The sequence below is a fragment of the Agarivorans sp. D1326 genome, from assembly GCF_056958115.1.
Map to the genome: position 1 here is coordinate 197,339 of NZ_JBTWEN010000006.1, position 14,858 is coordinate 212,196.

11 protein-coding genes are annotated in these 14,858 nt (G+C 43.0%); 8 read left to right on the forward strand and 3 right to left on the reverse strand.

Annotated elements, in window-relative coordinates; translation table 11 throughout:
• The first annotated feature begins 215 nt into the window (after positions 1–215).
• The 6 genes from ACYFDN_RS13395 (at position 216) to ACYFDN_RS13420 (ending at position 5,517) form a co-directional block, all read left to right on the forward strand.
• Positions 216–1,403, forward strand: a complete 1,188-nt coding sequence (locus tag ACYFDN_RS13395; protein WP_483511527.1) for an ABC transporter substrate-binding protein — start codon at positions 216–218, stop codon at positions 1,401–1,403.
• A 76-nt stretch (positions 1,404–1,479) separates the two neighbouring features.
• On the forward strand, positions 1,480–2,349 hold the full coding sequence (locus ACYFDN_RS13400; protein WP_221076614.1) for a branched-chain amino acid ABC transporter permease: 870 nt from the start codon (positions 1,480–1,482) through the stop codon (positions 2,347–2,349).
• A 2-nt stretch (positions 2,350–2,351) separates the two neighbouring features.
• Positions 2,352–3,323, forward strand: coding sequence for a branched-chain amino acid ABC transporter permease (locus ACYFDN_RS13405; RefSeq protein WP_483511528.1), 972 nt, complete (start codon positions 2,352–2,354; stop codon positions 3,321–3,323).
• The gene (locus ACYFDN_RS13410; RefSeq protein ID WP_221077220.1) at positions 3,320–4,102 is read left to right on the forward strand and encodes an ABC transporter ATP-binding protein; all 783 of its coding nucleotides are present in this window, start codon (positions 3,320–3,322) and stop codon (positions 4,100–4,102) included. Before ACYFDN_RS13405 ends, ACYFDN_RS13410 begins: the two co-directional genes overlap by 4 nt.
• A gap of 3 nt (positions 4,103–4,105) precedes the next feature.
• Positions 4,106–4,828, forward strand: a complete 723-nt coding sequence (locus tag ACYFDN_RS13415) for an ABC transporter ATP-binding protein (protein ID WP_483511529.1) — start codon at positions 4,106–4,108, stop codon at positions 4,826–4,828.
• Entirely contained in the window at positions 4,825–5,517 is a 693-nt protein-coding gene (locus ACYFDN_RS13420; RefSeq protein ID WP_483511531.1) for an aspartate/glutamate racemase family protein, read from the forward strand. The genes ACYFDN_RS13415 and ACYFDN_RS13420 overlap by 4 nt, the downstream gene beginning before the upstream one ends.
• 139 nt (positions 5,518–5,656) lie before the next feature.
• Here the strand turns inward: ACYFDN_RS13420 and ACYFDN_RS13425 are convergent, their stop codons facing one another.
• Both ACYFDN_RS13425 and ACYFDN_RS13430 read right to left on the reverse strand, forming a co-directional pair.
• Positions 5,657–6,691, reverse strand: a complete 1,035-nt coding sequence (locus tag ACYFDN_RS13425; protein WP_483511533.1) for a YcjF family protein — start codon at positions 6,689–6,691, stop codon at positions 5,657–5,659.
• Positions 6,688–8,115: a YcjX family GTP-binding protein gene (locus ACYFDN_RS13430; RefSeq protein WP_483511534.1), complete on the reverse strand. Its 1,428-nt coding sequence runs from the start codon at positions 8,113–8,115 to the stop codon at positions 6,688–6,690. Before ACYFDN_RS13430 ends, ACYFDN_RS13425 begins: the two co-directional genes overlap by 4 nt.
• A gap of 973 nt (positions 8,116–9,088) precedes the next feature.
• On the opposite strand from ACYFDN_RS13430, the gene ACYFDN_RS13435 reads away from it, so the two are divergent.
• The gene (locus tag ACYFDN_RS13435; RefSeq protein ID WP_483511535.1) at positions 9,089–10,807 is read left to right on the forward strand and encodes a carbohydrate-binding module family 20 domain-containing protein; all 1,719 of its coding nucleotides are present in this window, start codon (positions 9,089–9,091) and stop codon (positions 10,805–10,807) included.
• Between the two features lie 139 nt (positions 10,808–10,946).
• Here the strand turns inward: ACYFDN_RS13435 and ACYFDN_RS13440 are convergent, their stop codons facing one another.
• Entirely contained in the window at positions 10,947–12,110 is a 1,164-nt protein-coding gene (locus ACYFDN_RS13440; RefSeq protein WP_483511537.1) for a 3-phenylpropionate MFS transporter, read from the reverse strand.
• Positions 12,111–12,408: 298 nt separating this feature from the next.
• Between ACYFDN_RS13440 and ACYFDN_RS13445 the strand changes: the two genes are divergently transcribed.
• Positions 12,409–14,580 carry a bifunctional 2',3'-cyclic-nucleotide 2'-phosphodiesterase/3'-nucleotidase gene (locus ACYFDN_RS13445; RefSeq protein ID WP_483511539.1) on the forward strand — a complete coding sequence of 724 codons (2,172 nt, stop codon included), beginning with the start codon at positions 12,409–12,411 and terminating at the stop codon, positions 14,578–14,580.
• Positions 14,581–14,858 lie beyond the last annotated feature (278 nt).

A 14,858-nucleotide genomic window follows, 5' to 3' on the forward strand; every position in this document is an offset into this window, starting at 1 on the left:
GTCTTGCATAAACCCCATAGAATAAGGCCTTTGTGGCTAGTTTAACAATTACTGTAAACGTTTCTGGAGTATGGCATACAGCTTGCTTGTTAACAATCGTCGGATGTTATTGTTAACAATTATTTTTTTATTGTTACCAATGTGATGAGTCATAGTAGTCAGTTAACTTTTGTTTAGATTGAAGCGTTATTGTGAGCCATAAAGGAGGCCATACAATGAAACATCGAAATATTATTAAACATGCTTTGATGGCAAGTGTAATGAGTGCGAGTATCAGCACTTTTGCGTTTGCGGCTAACCCTGTATTAAAAGTTGGATTTGTAGGGGTGACTTCTGGCCCTGCTGCCGCTTGGGGGATTTCAAACCAACGCTCTATGGAAACGCGTGCTGAGTGGATAAATGAAATCGGTGGGGTAACCATTGGTGATACTACTTATGATATTGAAATTGTAGCTTTTGATGACCAAAAAGATCCGAAACGTGCCATAGCGGGTATGGAGAAAATGGCTCAAGAAGGTATTCACTATGTGGTGGGGCCTAACGTTGATGATGGTGCAGCGGCAGTAAGGCCAGTCGCTGAGCAAAAAAGCATTATGTATTTCCCCTATGCTTTTCCGAAAAGCTTATACACCAAACCTGCTTCCAATGCAGTGTTGGGAATGGTGGCGAATTATCAATCTGGGCCTGCGATCTATGAGTACTTCATGAAGCAGGAGGGGGTGAAAAAAGTTGCCTTTGTCGCTGCCAATGAGTCTGATCCATTGAGCCAAAGAGATGGTGGAGTTGCTGCGGCAACTAAGCTCGGTTTAGAGGTGGTTTCAAGCAATGTAACTTATCAAGTTGATACGACGGATTTTACACCCGTGTTGCTGCCTGTGATTAAGTCTCGTCCTGAGTTACTGGTGTTATCAGGAGTTTCTCCAGCTAATGCTCCCCAGTTGATTCGTTCAGCTAGGGAGCTTGGATTTACAGGCTTTATTTCTACTGAAACCGCGCAAGATGCAAATGTACTAAAAGAAGGCGCCGGTAGTTTAGCAAATGGATTTGTATCGGTTGGCGGCGCTTCTACGCCAGAATTGGCTTCCGACATGATGCGAGAATTTGTTGAGCGATATACCAAAAAATTTGGTGAGTATAACGATGAGTCCAATACCAAGGTTTATGCACTTGAGTACATTATTGAGACCCTTAAAGCTAACCCTTCAGCCATTTCAGATGTTACCCAATTTCAGAAAACGATGGATAGTTTTGAAGCGCCAAACCCTTATATGGTTGGTGAAGCAAAATTAAGTTACGTAGGCACATCTTCTTTCGGTCAGAAGCGCCAAGTTGCAGTGCCATTGGTCGTGAACGTTTATAAAGACGGTAAGTTTGAAACTCTGTTTGTAGCAACCGTTGATTAGTTTCGTTGTCAGCAGTAGCTAGAGCCAATGCTTATCATTTTTTAAGTATTGGCTCGTGTATTAGCAAGGAGGCATGATGGAACAGATTATTGTAAATGGGCTCTATTTAGGGGCGCAGTATGCGCTAATTGCACTGGGCTTAACACTTATATTTTCTTTGATGAATGTGCTTAATTTTGCTCATGGGCAAATGTACGTATTAGGTGGGTTTGTTACCTATACAGTGGTGGTTCAATTTGAACTCCCATTTCTAGTGGGATTGGGGCTTTCAGCGGTAATTTTGGCGGTAGTGGGTGGCTTAATCGAAAAGTACTTGTTCAGGCCAGTTATCAAAAAGTCAAAAAGAGACGAGAGTTCAATGTTGTTGGCGGCAGGTATCGCCTTTTTCCTTGATTCTATTATTTTGCTGGTTTTTGGCGAAAAACAGCGTGGAGTACCCAAAATAATCGATGGGGTATTTAATTGGGACTTTCGAATCATCATGCCTTACGACCGCATTGTGATAGGCCTTATCGCTGTTGCTATGATTATCGGTTTTATTGTGTTTATGCAGTATTCCAAACTTGGTCGAGCCATGCGTGCATTAGCTCAAGATAAGGTTGCTGCACAACTAATGGGGGTGAATGTAGATCGCTATCAAATGATTGGCTTTGCTTTAGGTGCGAGTTTGGCCGGGGTAGTTGGCGGTTTATTGGTTACTATCACAGGAATCAATCTTGGTATGGGAGGGCCGGCTTCAATTAAGGCCTTTATGATGATCATGATTGGTGGTGCAGGGGTTATCTCAGGCGCTATTGCGGGTGGATTTATCTTGGGGATGCTCGAAAGTGTAGGTTTATCGGTATTGTCTCAATATGGAGATATTACTTACCTTGTCATTTTTGTTTCATTAATGATTTTTTTAGCCATACGTCCACAAGGGCTTATGGGTAAACCATGGGGCTAAAAATGAATAAACATAATATTTTAGCTTGCCTTGCGTTTTTTGTGTCGGTCTATTTTGTGGTTCCACTGGCAATTGAAATCAGCGGTCGTAGCGATTTTTATTATACCCTTACCTCTGTAGCATTATTGTCTATAGCTTCAGCCGGAGTATGGCTCACTTTCTATATTGGCAGGATAAACATTGGCCAGGGGGCATTTGCGTTGGCCGGTGGTTATGTATCAGCAATCCTGATCACCCAATATCAACTAAATTTTTGGCTTACTTTACCGTTAGCTGGACTTTTTTGCGCATTGCTTTCAGTGGTTATCGGTTTACCCATTTTGCGCTTGCGCGGGGTGTATTTTGCGATGGTAACCTTGGTATTAACTGAGGTTATGAGATTAACCGCTCTGGCATTGCCTATTACCCAAGGCGCTAAAGGCATCACTTCAATTCCATTACCTGAAGCAGTTCAGCTTATGGGTGTAACAATTATCCCTGGTTTTGCTGAGTTAGATAACCCGAAGATAGCGTTTTATATGATGTCGGTGTCGCTAATGATAGCGGTTTTTGCTGTGACCTGGCGATTGGTTAATTCGCGTCTCGGGCACTTATGTCGCTCCTTGCAGCAAAACGAAGAACTGTCGGCTTCTATTGGAGTTAATACCGCATATTTACGGGTAGTTACTTATTCAATATCGTCATTTTTTGGTGGCATTGCTGGTGCAAGTTTTGTGGCAATTTCGCAATCAGTTTATCCATCATCCTTCCAAGTGGCTGATAGTGTTAACTTTATGCTTAACTGCTTTTTAGGTGGTTTGGGTTATGTGTTTGGACCCATGTTAGGCACGTTAATGCTGTATTTTGGTTGGGATTTATTGTTTACAGCCGGGAAATACCAAATGCTTATTTTCTCCAGCTTACTCATTTTGTTGATGTTGGTATTACCAAATGGGGTATTAAGCCTTATAGAACGTAAAAAGAGGCGCACATGAATAAGCTATTAGAACTACGAGCTATTACCAAACGATTTGGTGGTTTAACGGCAGTTAACGAAGTTAGCTTTGACGTTGCGCAAGGTGAAATACTGTCTGTTATTGGGCCAAATGGCGCAGGTAAATCAACACTATTCCAATTGATATCTTCTTTTTTAAGTACCAGCAGTGGTGAAGTGCTGCTAAATGGCGAGCGTATCAATAACCTTTCTCCCCATATTGTGGCGCGTAAAGGGGTAGTTAGAACATTTCAGGAAACAACAGTGTTTCGTTCAATGACAGTAAAAGAAAACATTGTAGCGGCACACCACTTAAGGTCTAAGGCATCACTATTTGGTTTTTTCTTGGGTACTGCAGCGGCACGTGAAGACGAAAAAAGTTTTGGTAAGTCTGCCGATAGCATTATTGAGTTTTTGGACATGGGCAGTATTAGAGATGAACTGGCCTCCAATTTACCTCAAGGACATTTGCGAGCATTAGGTATGGCAATAGGCTTGGCGACTGATCCTCTAGTGCTTTTGCTTGATGAGCCTTTCGCTGGGATGAATCATGATGAAACCATGAAAATGGTTAATTTAGTTAAACGCTTAAGAGACGAGCGCAATGTGACTGTTCTGTTGGTTGAACATGATATGCCAGCCGTTATGAAAATTTCAGACCGCGTTGTAGTTATTAACTTTGGGCAAAAAATTGCTGAGGGTTCACCTTCAGAAATTCAAAATAATCCAAAAGTTATTGAAGCTTATTTAGGCTCTGAAGACGCCGCAATTGGGATGTAACTAATGGAAGAAATACTTCGCTTTGAAAATGTAGAGCTTTATTACGATCATGTTTACGCTCTAAAAGGTGTGTCGATAAGTCTTAATAAGGGGGAAACAGTTGCTTTGATTGGGGCAAATGGCGCCGGTAAGTCTTCTATATTGCGGGCTATAACGGGCTTATCGAGTATCCATTCGGGCGCCATTTACTATCAAGGGCAGCGCTTAGATGGCACATCCGCTGCAAGTATTGTTAAAGATGGTATCGCGATGGTACCTGAAGGTCGGCGGATTTTTCCTCTAATGTCTATTAAAGATAACTTACTTATGGGGGCGTTTACTCGTAGCGATAAAACCGACATAGCGAATACTTTAGACAGCGTATTAGAGCGCTTTCCTCGATTAAGGGAACGCTATCACCAGCAAGCAAGCACACTTTCAGGCGGCGAGCAGCAAATGATGGTGATTGGCAGGGCACTTATGGCCAAACCACAAGTTTTGTTGTTAGATGAGCCAAGCTTGGGGATTGCCCCTAAATTAGTGCAAGACATCGCTCGCTCAATTGTTGCCATTTCACGAGACCAAGATGTTAGCGTGCTTTTGGTAGAACAAAATAGCCGAATGGCCATGTCTATCTCTAAACGAACCTACGCCTTATCTACGGGAAAGGTTGTACTAGAAGGTGAGTCTGCCAGTTTAATAAATGATGAACGAATAAAAGCAGCTTATTTAGGTGGAGAAGTATGAATATTTTGCTGGTGAACCCTAATACTTCTGCTGAAATGACTGACAAAATTGCCCAGTCTGCTAATGCAATATCTAGTGAGGGCACAAAAGTAATTGCTAGGCATTCTTTGCAGGGGCCTGCTTCAATTGAAGGGTATTATGATGGCGCACTAAGTGTGCCTGGCATGTTAGCTGCAATCAAAAGTAGCCCGCCATACGATGCTATTATCATCGCTTGCTTTGATGATACAGGCCTTAACGCGGTACGTTGTTTAACAGACAAACCCGTTATAGGTATTGGGGAAGCTGCTTACCATATGGCCTCGTTAATATCGAATAAGTTCTCTGTGGTGACAACTTTAGCCCGCTCGGTTCCTTTGCTAGAACAAAATGTATCTTTATATGGTTTAAGCAAAAAATGTATAAATGTGCGTGCTTCAGAGGTTGAAGTGTTAGCTTTAGAGAAGCACAACCCACAGGCGGTGGCCAAGATCTCTTTAGAAATAGAACAAGCAATTGCTATAGATAATGCTGAAGCTATCGTTTTGGGCTGTGCGGGCATGACTGACTTGGCGACTAAACTGCAGAAAAAATATAATTTGCCTGTATTAGACGGGGTTAGCTGTGCTGTATCTTTAGCAGAGAGCCTAATTAAACTAGGACTAAAAACCTCTAAGCTCGGTGGGTATGCGCAAGCCGTTGAAAAGTGAAATTAGCGCCATAATTAAACCCACTTACATCACGCATTATTGTTTGGAGTTTAGCTGAGTAAACAACTAGCGCAGAAACCTAGCAGAGTGAGTTGCTAGCGATCTGCGCTAATGATCTAAATCTTCCGGCCATGGTGGCTTAATTAGCGATTTTCTGTTTTATCTTTTCCAGTAAAATCCCTTTTAGCTGTTGAGTCTTGGGTTTGTTGTTGAGTGTCCAAGGTATTGGCCTAACTTGCTCCATAGTTTTGAAACCAAGGCGGGCAGTAAGCAAACCAGCACCGATGCCTTGCGCTGCTTTGGCAGATAATTTGGCAGTCAGTTCTGCGCCTAATAAGTCACTGCCTACATCGGCTACAACTTCGCTCGCAGCTGCGTAAATCATGTTAGAAAATACTTGTTTGATAAGCTTTATTCGACTTAAGTAACCCAGTTCTACGCCATAAATTTTGGCAACGGCTTCAATCATTTTGATATTGCGCCAAAAGATAATTAGCATATCGACTAGTGCTAAGGGGCTTATTGCAACCAATACTGCCGCTTCGCTAGACCATTTGCTAATCACTTGTTTGGCGCGATTATCTAAGGGGCTTAATACCGTTTCGCTGTATAAGCTTACGATCTCTTTGTTGGTATGACCGTCACTTAGCCAATTCTTCCAGCTCAAGTATTCTTGGCTGTCGGTTAAGCCTTGTAGCTTGGCCAGCTTTTCACAGTAGGCTTTAGCTTTTGAACCATCACTGCTCTCTTGGTCAAGTAAGGCAGCGCCTAGTTGGTGTTCTTTTTGATAGTGTTTAAGGCGGCGTAGTTTGGCTAATTCTCTAAAGCTTATTGCTCCTAAACCCATCACAATGTTGGCTAATACTGCGCTATATATTGCCCCGCGAGTTGGCGAGCTTTGCCAAAGTTCACTAAGGCTTAGCGCCATTTCTCCAAAGGCGATAACTAAGGCGGCGCTAAAGCCGTATTTTAACCAAGGGCTGGCTTTTTTCGGATGCAGTTCAATGTCTAGAGGTTCTAATTGCTCCAGAGTGTCGTCTTCTTGCCAATTTAGCTCTTCATCGAGCACTTGTTTACTGGCCAATGGGGCAGGCTTGCCTTGTGTCTCTTCAGCTTGTTCATTTGGGATTTCATCGGTATGCAGCACTTGGCGCTGCTTTATAGGGGTATTCATTTAAATTTATCTCCTAGCAAAAACTCAATCGCTTGGTCGATACGGTGATGAGGTAGAGCCTGATAAGGGCTAGTGATTGGCGCTTGAAAAGGACTAAACTCGAAGCCTTGTTGCTGCCAAAAATCTTGCTGGGGTAACTGGCTAGGCACTTCACCAGGAAACAAGGTGGTTTGTTGCTGGCTCTCTACGTCACTTTGCAATATACCTTTAATGGCAGAAATGCTTTCTCCATTCAGCTGGGCTTTACCGCTTTGTGTGGCTTTAATAGAGGCTAAGGCCATAGTGTCGGTGGTAATGCCTTCAAATTTCACATGGCGTTTGCCTTCAGCGACGACTTCACTTAGAAGTTGCACCAAGTTGTTGTGTTGATCGATGCTTACATGGTCGGCTTTAGTGGCGGAAAACAGAAGTTTGTCGATTTTGGGAGCAAACAAGCGGCGCAGTAAACTGGTTTTTCCATAGTTAAAGCTGTGCAAGATTTGGTTTACTGCTAACTGCATATCGCAAAAACTATCGTGGCCGCTATTGAGAGGGCTTAAGCAATCCACCAGCACGATCTGTCGGTCAAACTTGATAAAGTGCTGCTGGTAAAACTGCTTTACTACATGCTCTTTGTAGTATTCAAAACGTTGTTCTAACAAGCCTAGATATGATTGTTTATGTTGTTTTTTATCTTTGCTAGGACTATTTGCCAGCGCTGCTGGTAGCGGGAAAAATGCCAGCACTGGCGCACCCGCCAACTCACCGGGTAGTACAAATCGACCCGGCTGAATGTGGTGCATGCCTAGGTGTTGTTTGCATTGGTGCAAGTAGTCGGTGTAAGTATTGGCAATGTCGGCCATGCGATTTTCGTCGGCAGTGCTATGAATATCTAAGTCCTGCACCATAGTTTGCCAAGTACTGGCGAGTTCGGTTTTGCGCGAGTCCTGCAAACTGCTTTCTATATGTTCGCACCATTGAGCATAACTTTGCTCAAGTAAGGGCAGATCAAGTAGCCACTCGCCAGGGTAGTCAACAATATCTAGGTTGAGTGTGGCGGTGTTGTTGAGCTTTCTCCACAGCATTGATTGTGGGGTATATCGCAACTTGAGGCGTATTTCACTCACCCCGTGAGTGGGCGAAGGCCAGCGTGGCGGCTGGCTTTGTAGTGCATCCATTCCACCTTGGTAATCAAAACTGGCTACATGCAAGTGCGGCTGCTGGGTGCGTTTAGCCCCTAAAAAACGGTGTTCACGGGCTAACTTCCATAAGGGCAGTTGGTGGTTCTCTGCACCCAATAGCAACTGATTGACTAGGGAGGTGATAAAGGCGGTTTTGCCTGCGCCACTTAAGCCCGTTACCGCTAAACGCATGTGTTTATCCATAGTTAGCTTAGCTAGGTCATCGGCTTTCGTTTTAACGCTAGATAGTCGAGAAAAATTCATGAATACAGCTGCAACCTTTTATGGGTGATTACTAGGGTCTATTGACCGTTCGTGGCAAAATTGAGTTCGAGACAGCATCATTTTCAGCGCACTTCTAATCTGTTACTGGCTTCTTATTTACGCTAACCGTACGTCAAGCCTTTGCCTTGGATAAACGACTCTGCTTACTGCCGAAAATAACAGCTCGAATGATCAACAAGCTCTAATTAATATCAGGGCTTATCACCCAAGATTCAAGTTAGGGGGCTAAGCTCAGCTGGTTTTCGCCTAGGCCCTAATGTACCAAAGTTTGGCTGGTGGCAAGATTAAACTTTGTTCATCTAAGGGCTGGCTAGCTGCAAGTGTTGTTTCCTTGCAAGCTTTTCACTACATCCCATTGAGGTAATTTGATAGTAACGATAAATAAAGAAGGGAATAATAATTTTAATTGGAAAAAATAAATGTAATTAAAAATTTCAATATTTATAGATGTTTTAAATATTGTATGGTGAGCTCGCTTTTATTAGCAGTAAAAGCTTTGCTTTAATTGTTTGATTACTTTCTTCTTAGGTAATATTAAATAATTTCTCGCTGTAATAGGCACTTGCTTCACACTTTAGAATATCTCCTTTGCTCTTCGTTGACACACACCGATATGTCAGTAAATTACCTGAAGTTGATGTTTTGTTGATGTTATCGGCGTCGATAAGGCAGTAAACGAAAGAGTTATAAACTCTCAATTAGCCACAAGGACCAGTGATGCAGCGTTAAAATAGTGGAGATCTCCACAATGCAGATATTATGACTTAGCTTGCAAGCAAGATTACAGAGCGGTTTTGTACCTCTCACTTAAAGTAAAAGAAAAATAGCACTAAGAAATAATGTATTGAATGCTTCTGCTGTTTTAAACGTTGTCGTAACAATATAATTTAATTCTATAAATTGGTCTTTGTGTTCATTAAATATAGTAATCATGGGAAAGGATTTACTAATAATGAAATACAAAACTAAAGCGAATGCAATAAATACGTGTCTATTGGGTACTTCATTGGCTGTGTTTTCACAGCTGGCCAGTGCCGATGTTATTTTACATGCCTTTGATTGGCGATATTCAGAGGTAGCCGAAAAGGCAGCTGAAATCGCAGATATTGGTTACAAGAATGTCTTAGTCGCGCCGCCACTGAAGTCGGATAGTAGCAACACCCAATGGTGGGCACGCTATCAGCCACAAGATTATCGAGTCATCGATAACAACCGCGGTAATAAAGAAGATTTCCAAAACATGATTAATGCCTTGAAAGCGCACGGAGTAAATACCTATGCTGATATCGTAATTAATCAGATGGCCAATGAGCGTGGAAACTCTACCTACTTCCCAGGCAGCGATACCCTCAATAACTATGCAAGTAACAGTGATTACTGGAATAGACAAAAACTGTTTGGTGATTTAAATAATAACCTGTTTTCTCCTGGTGATTTCCACGCCGGCTTCTGTATCACCAACTGGACAGATGTTTGGGAATCAATGAACGGCCGTATTTGTGGTGGTAATGGCGACCCAGGTTTACCAGATTTAGATCCTAATGACTGGGTTCGTGCACAGCAAAAAAGCTATGTTCAAGCCATTAAGAACATGGGTGTTACTGGCTTTCGAATTGATGCTGCCAAACACATGACTACTTGGCATATCAACCAAGTGTTCGACGCTAACATCAAGCAAGATATGTATTTATTTGGTGAGATTATCACTGGTGCTGGTGCAGGTAATGCTGATTACGATACCTTCTTAGAACCTTACCTACGTGAAACCTCGCATAGCGCTTATGATTTCCCACTATTAAAAACATTACGTGATGCTTTTGATGTTAACGGTAGCTTAGAAGCCTTAGCTAACCCTAAGTCTTGGGGCGGAGCGATTGATGGTATTCGAGCTCTTACCTTTACCATTACCCACGACATCCCAAGTAATGACGGCTTCCGCTACCAGATTATGAGTGAAGCTAATGAACACCTTGCTTACGCTTATATTATGGGTCGCCAAGAAGGTGTGCCAATGGTATTTAGTGATGCGACCGGTGTTGATAATGGCCGTTGGGTAAATGATTACAAACAAGACAACCTTAAAGCCATGGTTAAATTCCACAATGGCGTTCAAGGTGCCGACGAAGAAGTACTGTATAGCGATCAATGTGCCATTGTTTTGCGCCGTGGCGATGCTGGCGTAATGGGTATTAACAAATGTGGCTATGCGAAAGACATTAGTATTAACGCGAGTAATTTAAACAGCGCTAAAAACTATGTTGATGTATTCAGTGGTTCAAGCTTTAAGGTTAACAGTTCTTACCACACTGTGAATGTTCCAGCTGGCTCAGCAAGAATGTGGCTGGCAGAAACCGGTGGCGTAATTGATCCAACAGATGAAGTAGACGTTAGCTTCACTTGTAACAATGGCAATACCAATATGGGCGATAGCGTTTATGCGGTTGGTAATAATGCTGCATTGGGTAACTGGCAAGCTGCTAGCGCGGTGTTGTTAAGCCCAACAAGCTACCCAACTTGGACTGGTACCATCAAGCTTCCTAAAGCGACGGATATCGAATGGAAATGTATTATTCGTAACGAAACTGACCCTAGCAATGTTATTCAGTGGCAATCGGGTGCTAACAACGCGGTGAACACCGGTAATGGTGCTTCAACTGCAGGTAGCTTTTAAACCAAGGCTTGCTTTGTAGTACTACTGTACCGCTAGTCAAAGCTATGGCTAGGCAGTAGCTAAAAAACAAATCCGAGTGTAAATCATTACACTCGGATTTTTTGTTACTCAGCATTGCTAATTTGTCGCTGGTGCTTAATCACGAGTTGCTGGCTTTAGCTGACTTAGCGTTAAGTAACAATAGCGGAATGGCCAGCGCAGACAAGCCGCCCATGATTAGAAAAATCCCCGAACCCATTGGCTCATATAAGGCGCTACTGAGGAAGGTGAGTAGGGCGGTTCCCATATTTAGCGCGATTGCCGAGTACAATGCCTGCAGCGGGATAGCTTGAGAGCTTGGTGCTTCTGATGCGATGTATTTAATCGCAGCGAGTTGGGTAAGTGCAAAAGTTAAGGCGTGCAAGCCTTGCGATAGCATCATCAGTGGCAATGCTTCGGTGCTACCAAAAATACCCCAGCGGATAACTCCGCCCACTGCCGCAAGCAAAAACATTTTGTTGGCATTCCAGCTTTTAAACCATTTACTGCCAAAGATAAGAATGCTCATTTCTAATGCCACACCGATAGACCATAGGTAACCGATGGTTGATTCTGCATAGCCAATGCTTTTCCAATAAAGCGTGCTGTAGGCATAGTATGCAGCGTGTGAGCCTTGAATTAACGCGGTTACTGCCACAAATTTTAGTGCGTGTGTTTGTTTAAGTACCGGCCATAGCTTGCTGCTTACTGGTTCACCGTCATTTTCATCATCGACTAACGGGCTGTCGGGCGTTAGCAAGCTTAAGCCCCACATCACAACCAAAGAAGCAAGCGTTGCATATAAGATTAATGAGTGAGAAAAGTAAGTGAGGCCAAGCCCTAAAAGGGTAGAAGAGACAATAAATGCAATAGAGCCAAATACCCGAACGCGGCCGTAGTCTAGTTGCAGCTGGCTTACCCACTTAGTAGCAACAGCATCACCGAGGGGAATTAAGGTGGCAATAAAAAAGTTAGCGGCAAGCGTGAGCACTGTTAGCCAAAAGTAGCCGTTTAACCAGCACAAGCTAGCGACGACTAAAATGCTGGCAAAGCTTACCCAGCGAACGCCTGGCAAAAGGTGTTTAGCGGATTTAATTCGCGGCATAAGCAGCACATTGCCGAGAAAACGTGCCAGCATGCTAAAGCCGAGCAACATACCAATTTGGCTAGGATCTAAGCCTTCACTTTCGAGCCACAGCGCCCAAAACGGCAAAAAGATCCCCCAGGCAAAGAACAATCCTGAAAAATATAAACTTATCCAACTGGCTGCTTTAGGTTTAAACACACTACCGAACCTTGTACTGCAATATGGCGGCATTATAGCCTTTATCTCCAAATAACAAAGCGAATACTAAAGTGAAATTTGTCTTAGGGTGGATTTGCAGAGTGATAATTATTTGATGCTTTTGTGTGGTCTGCTCAGTGTGGGCTGGGCGTGCCTTGCAAGCTAGTTAGTAACGCTATCTAGCCAATAAATGTAAAACAATCATGCTAAAAATACTTTATTTATCAATTAATAAAACTGAAACCTGCGGTCCCTATGGTGTAGTCGATTTTTACACTACCTTAACTTAGAGATTGAAATGGATAATCATTTTCCGCTGAATAAACTGCTGCTTGCATCAGCCATTACCGTGAGCTTGACTGCATGTTGGGACAACTCCAGCAACAATTCTTACAATGAATTGGAGATGGAGCTTCGTTTGATGGAAACCACCGATTTGCACTCAAACATGAAGCCTTATAATTACTTCGCTTCTCCAAAAGACAATGCCTTGAGCCCTCAAGATTATGGCTTAGCTCGTACAGCGGTATTGATTAAGGAAGCGCGAGCGGAAGCGCTAAACAGCATGTTGTTTGACAACGGTGACTTGATTCAAGGTAGCCCGATGGGTGATTACGTTGCTAATTTAGGAGTCGCTTATCTCGAGCGAAACGTTCACCCGGTTTATAAGGCCATGAATTACCTAGGCTACGATGTGGGTAACATTGGTAATCATGAATTTAACTATGGGCTAGATTACCTAGCCGCAGCAACTTCAGGTGCTAATTTTCCTTACATTAACGCTAACGTTTATCAGTTTGAAGGCAAACAACCAACCAATAATGTTGCTGTAGATGAAGAGACTTGTGCGGTAGATATCGATAAACACTTTGCGGGTAACTACGCTGCATTTTTCGAGCAATTTGAACCTTACTTCACGCCTTATGAAATTCTTGAGCGTGATTTTACTGCTACAGATGGCGGCACTTACACGGTTAAAGTTGGGGTTATTGGTTTCACTCCGCCTAATATTTTGAATTGGGATAAGCGCTACCTTGAATGTAAGGTGATGCTTGCTGATATTAAGATGACAGCCGAGCACTATGTGCCAAAAATGAAAGCTGAAGGCGCTGATATCATTGTTGCTATTCCGCATTCTGGTTTGTCTGGCGGCGATCGAGATGAAGACTTTATGGACAACGCTTCTTGGCAGTTAGCGCAAGTTGACGGTATTGATGCCTTGATGTTTGGCCATGACCACAACAACTTCCCAACAACAAGCAATACCTACGACGGTATGGAAGGTGTTGATGCGCCTAATGGCAAGATTTTCGGTAAACCCGCCGTAATGCCAGGCTTTTGGGGGAATCACCTTGGGGTGATTGATTTAACCTTAAGAAGCTCTGACAGAGGTGAAACTTGGGCCGTTAAATCGAGCAGCGCGAGTTTACGTTCATTAAAAGATGACCCTTATCTGCAAGATGAAATGGTCAACTATTTAGTGAGTTCAGACCATGAAGGAACCATGGACTTCATGGCTGAAGAAATAGGCAATATTGATGAGCCAATTAACAGCTACTTTTCGGCCGTTGAGTCAGATATTTCTGTGCAAATCGTGAACGAAGCGCAATATTCTCAAGGCTTGTCTTGGCAAGATGATGGCGTGTTAGATTCAAGTATTACTATGTTGTCGGTATCTGCTCCCTTTAAAGGTGGTCGCGGAGGTCGCGAAGACTATACCAACATCGACGGTGATGCGTTAACTCGCGCGAGTGTGGCAGATCTTTACGTATTTGATAACAATACCCCTGCTGTACTTGAGTTGACAGTGGCTGATCTTATCGAGTGGATGGAAGTGATTGTTGCTCAGCAATACCAAACCGTTGCTGAAGAGGGTGATCGCTTATTGCACCAACAGTTCCGTAGCTACAATTTTGATGTGTTCTTTGGCGGCTTTGACGCCGATGGCGATAGTCTTCTCACTTATAGCATTGATGTTAGCCAAGCTCCTCGCTACCAAGTTAACGAAATAGGCGAGTTAGTCTACGATGCAAATGGTAACTTAATTCAAACTGACAGCCGCAGAATTAGTAACATTATGTATGCTGGTGAAGCGTTAGAAAATGACTTAACTAAAAAGCTTTATGTTGTAACAAATAACTACCGCGCATCGCAAAGTTGGATGCCTGGTGTGGCAAACGCGCGCATTGCTCATGAAGATGAAGTGGATTCTAATCGTGACCTAGTGAACAACTACTTGAACGCAAAATCTGATGATCTTGCCGACCCTAATGACATATTAGAGTTTCCCAATGCGCATAACTTTACGCTGATAGGTCCAAGTGGAGTTACCGTTGAGTTTCTGTCTTCGCACCTAGAGGCGGCAGAGAGTTTTGCAAATACCTATTTGCCTCGGGTTACGCCGACTGAAGAGTTTGACAATGTGGCAGACAATGAAGGCTTTAGGGTATTTACCTACACCTTCGATTAAGTTGATGTAAGCACTCAAAAGCTTGCTTGCAGTAATGACACAAGGCGCACAACGGTGCGTCTTTTTTTGTCGGTCGGTTAACCAAGCCTAGTCTAATATTAGTGGAGAACTTATTGGTTAATCTTGATAAGTCCGCTAATCATAAGGAGTGAGGTATTCGTCAAATTGCGCTTGTTTTCTGTTTTCTATTTTGTTCTTCGGTCTTTGCCGAAGGCCCTTATAAGTACGCCGCTATTGAGCATCTATTTGAGCAAAAAGTTGGGATTGTTGTATTAACT

Coding starts and splice junctions, on each gene's coding strand:
- ACYFDN_RS13445 (WP_483511539.1), top strand. CDS start 12,409: ATGGATAATCATTTTCCGCTGAATAAACTGCTGCTTGCATCAGCCATT.
- ACYFDN_RS13435 (WP_483511535.1), top strand. CDS start 9,089: ATGAAATACAAAACTAAAGCGAATGCAATAAATACGTGTCTATTGGGT.
- ACYFDN_RS13430 (WP_483511534.1), bottom strand. CDS start 8,115: ATGAATTTTTCTCGACTATCTAGCGTTAAAACGAAAGCCGATGACCTA.
- ACYFDN_RS13420 (WP_483511531.1), top strand. CDS start 4,825: ATGAATATTTTGCTGGTGAACCCTAATACTTCTGCTGAAATGACTGAC.
- ACYFDN_RS13395 (WP_483511527.1), top strand. CDS start 216: ATGAAACATCGAAATATTATTAAACATGCTTTGATGGCAAGTGTAATG.
- ACYFDN_RS13410 (WP_221077220.1), top strand. CDS start 3,320: ATGAATAAGCTATTAGAACTACGAGCTATTACCAAACGATTTGGTGGT.
- ACYFDN_RS13415 (WP_483511529.1), top strand. CDS start 4,106: ATGGAAGAAATACTTCGCTTTGAAAATGTAGAGCTTTATTACGATCAT.
- ACYFDN_RS13425 (WP_483511533.1), bottom strand. CDS start 6,691: ATGAATACCCCTATAAAGCAGCGCCAAGTGCTGCATACCGATGAAATC.
- ACYFDN_RS13405 (WP_483511528.1), top strand. CDS start 2,352: ATGAATAAACATAATATTTTAGCTTGCCTTGCGTTTTTTGTGTCGGTC.
- ACYFDN_RS13400 (WP_221076614.1), top strand. CDS start 1,480: ATGGAACAGATTATTGTAAATGGGCTCTATTTAGGGGCGCAGTATGCG.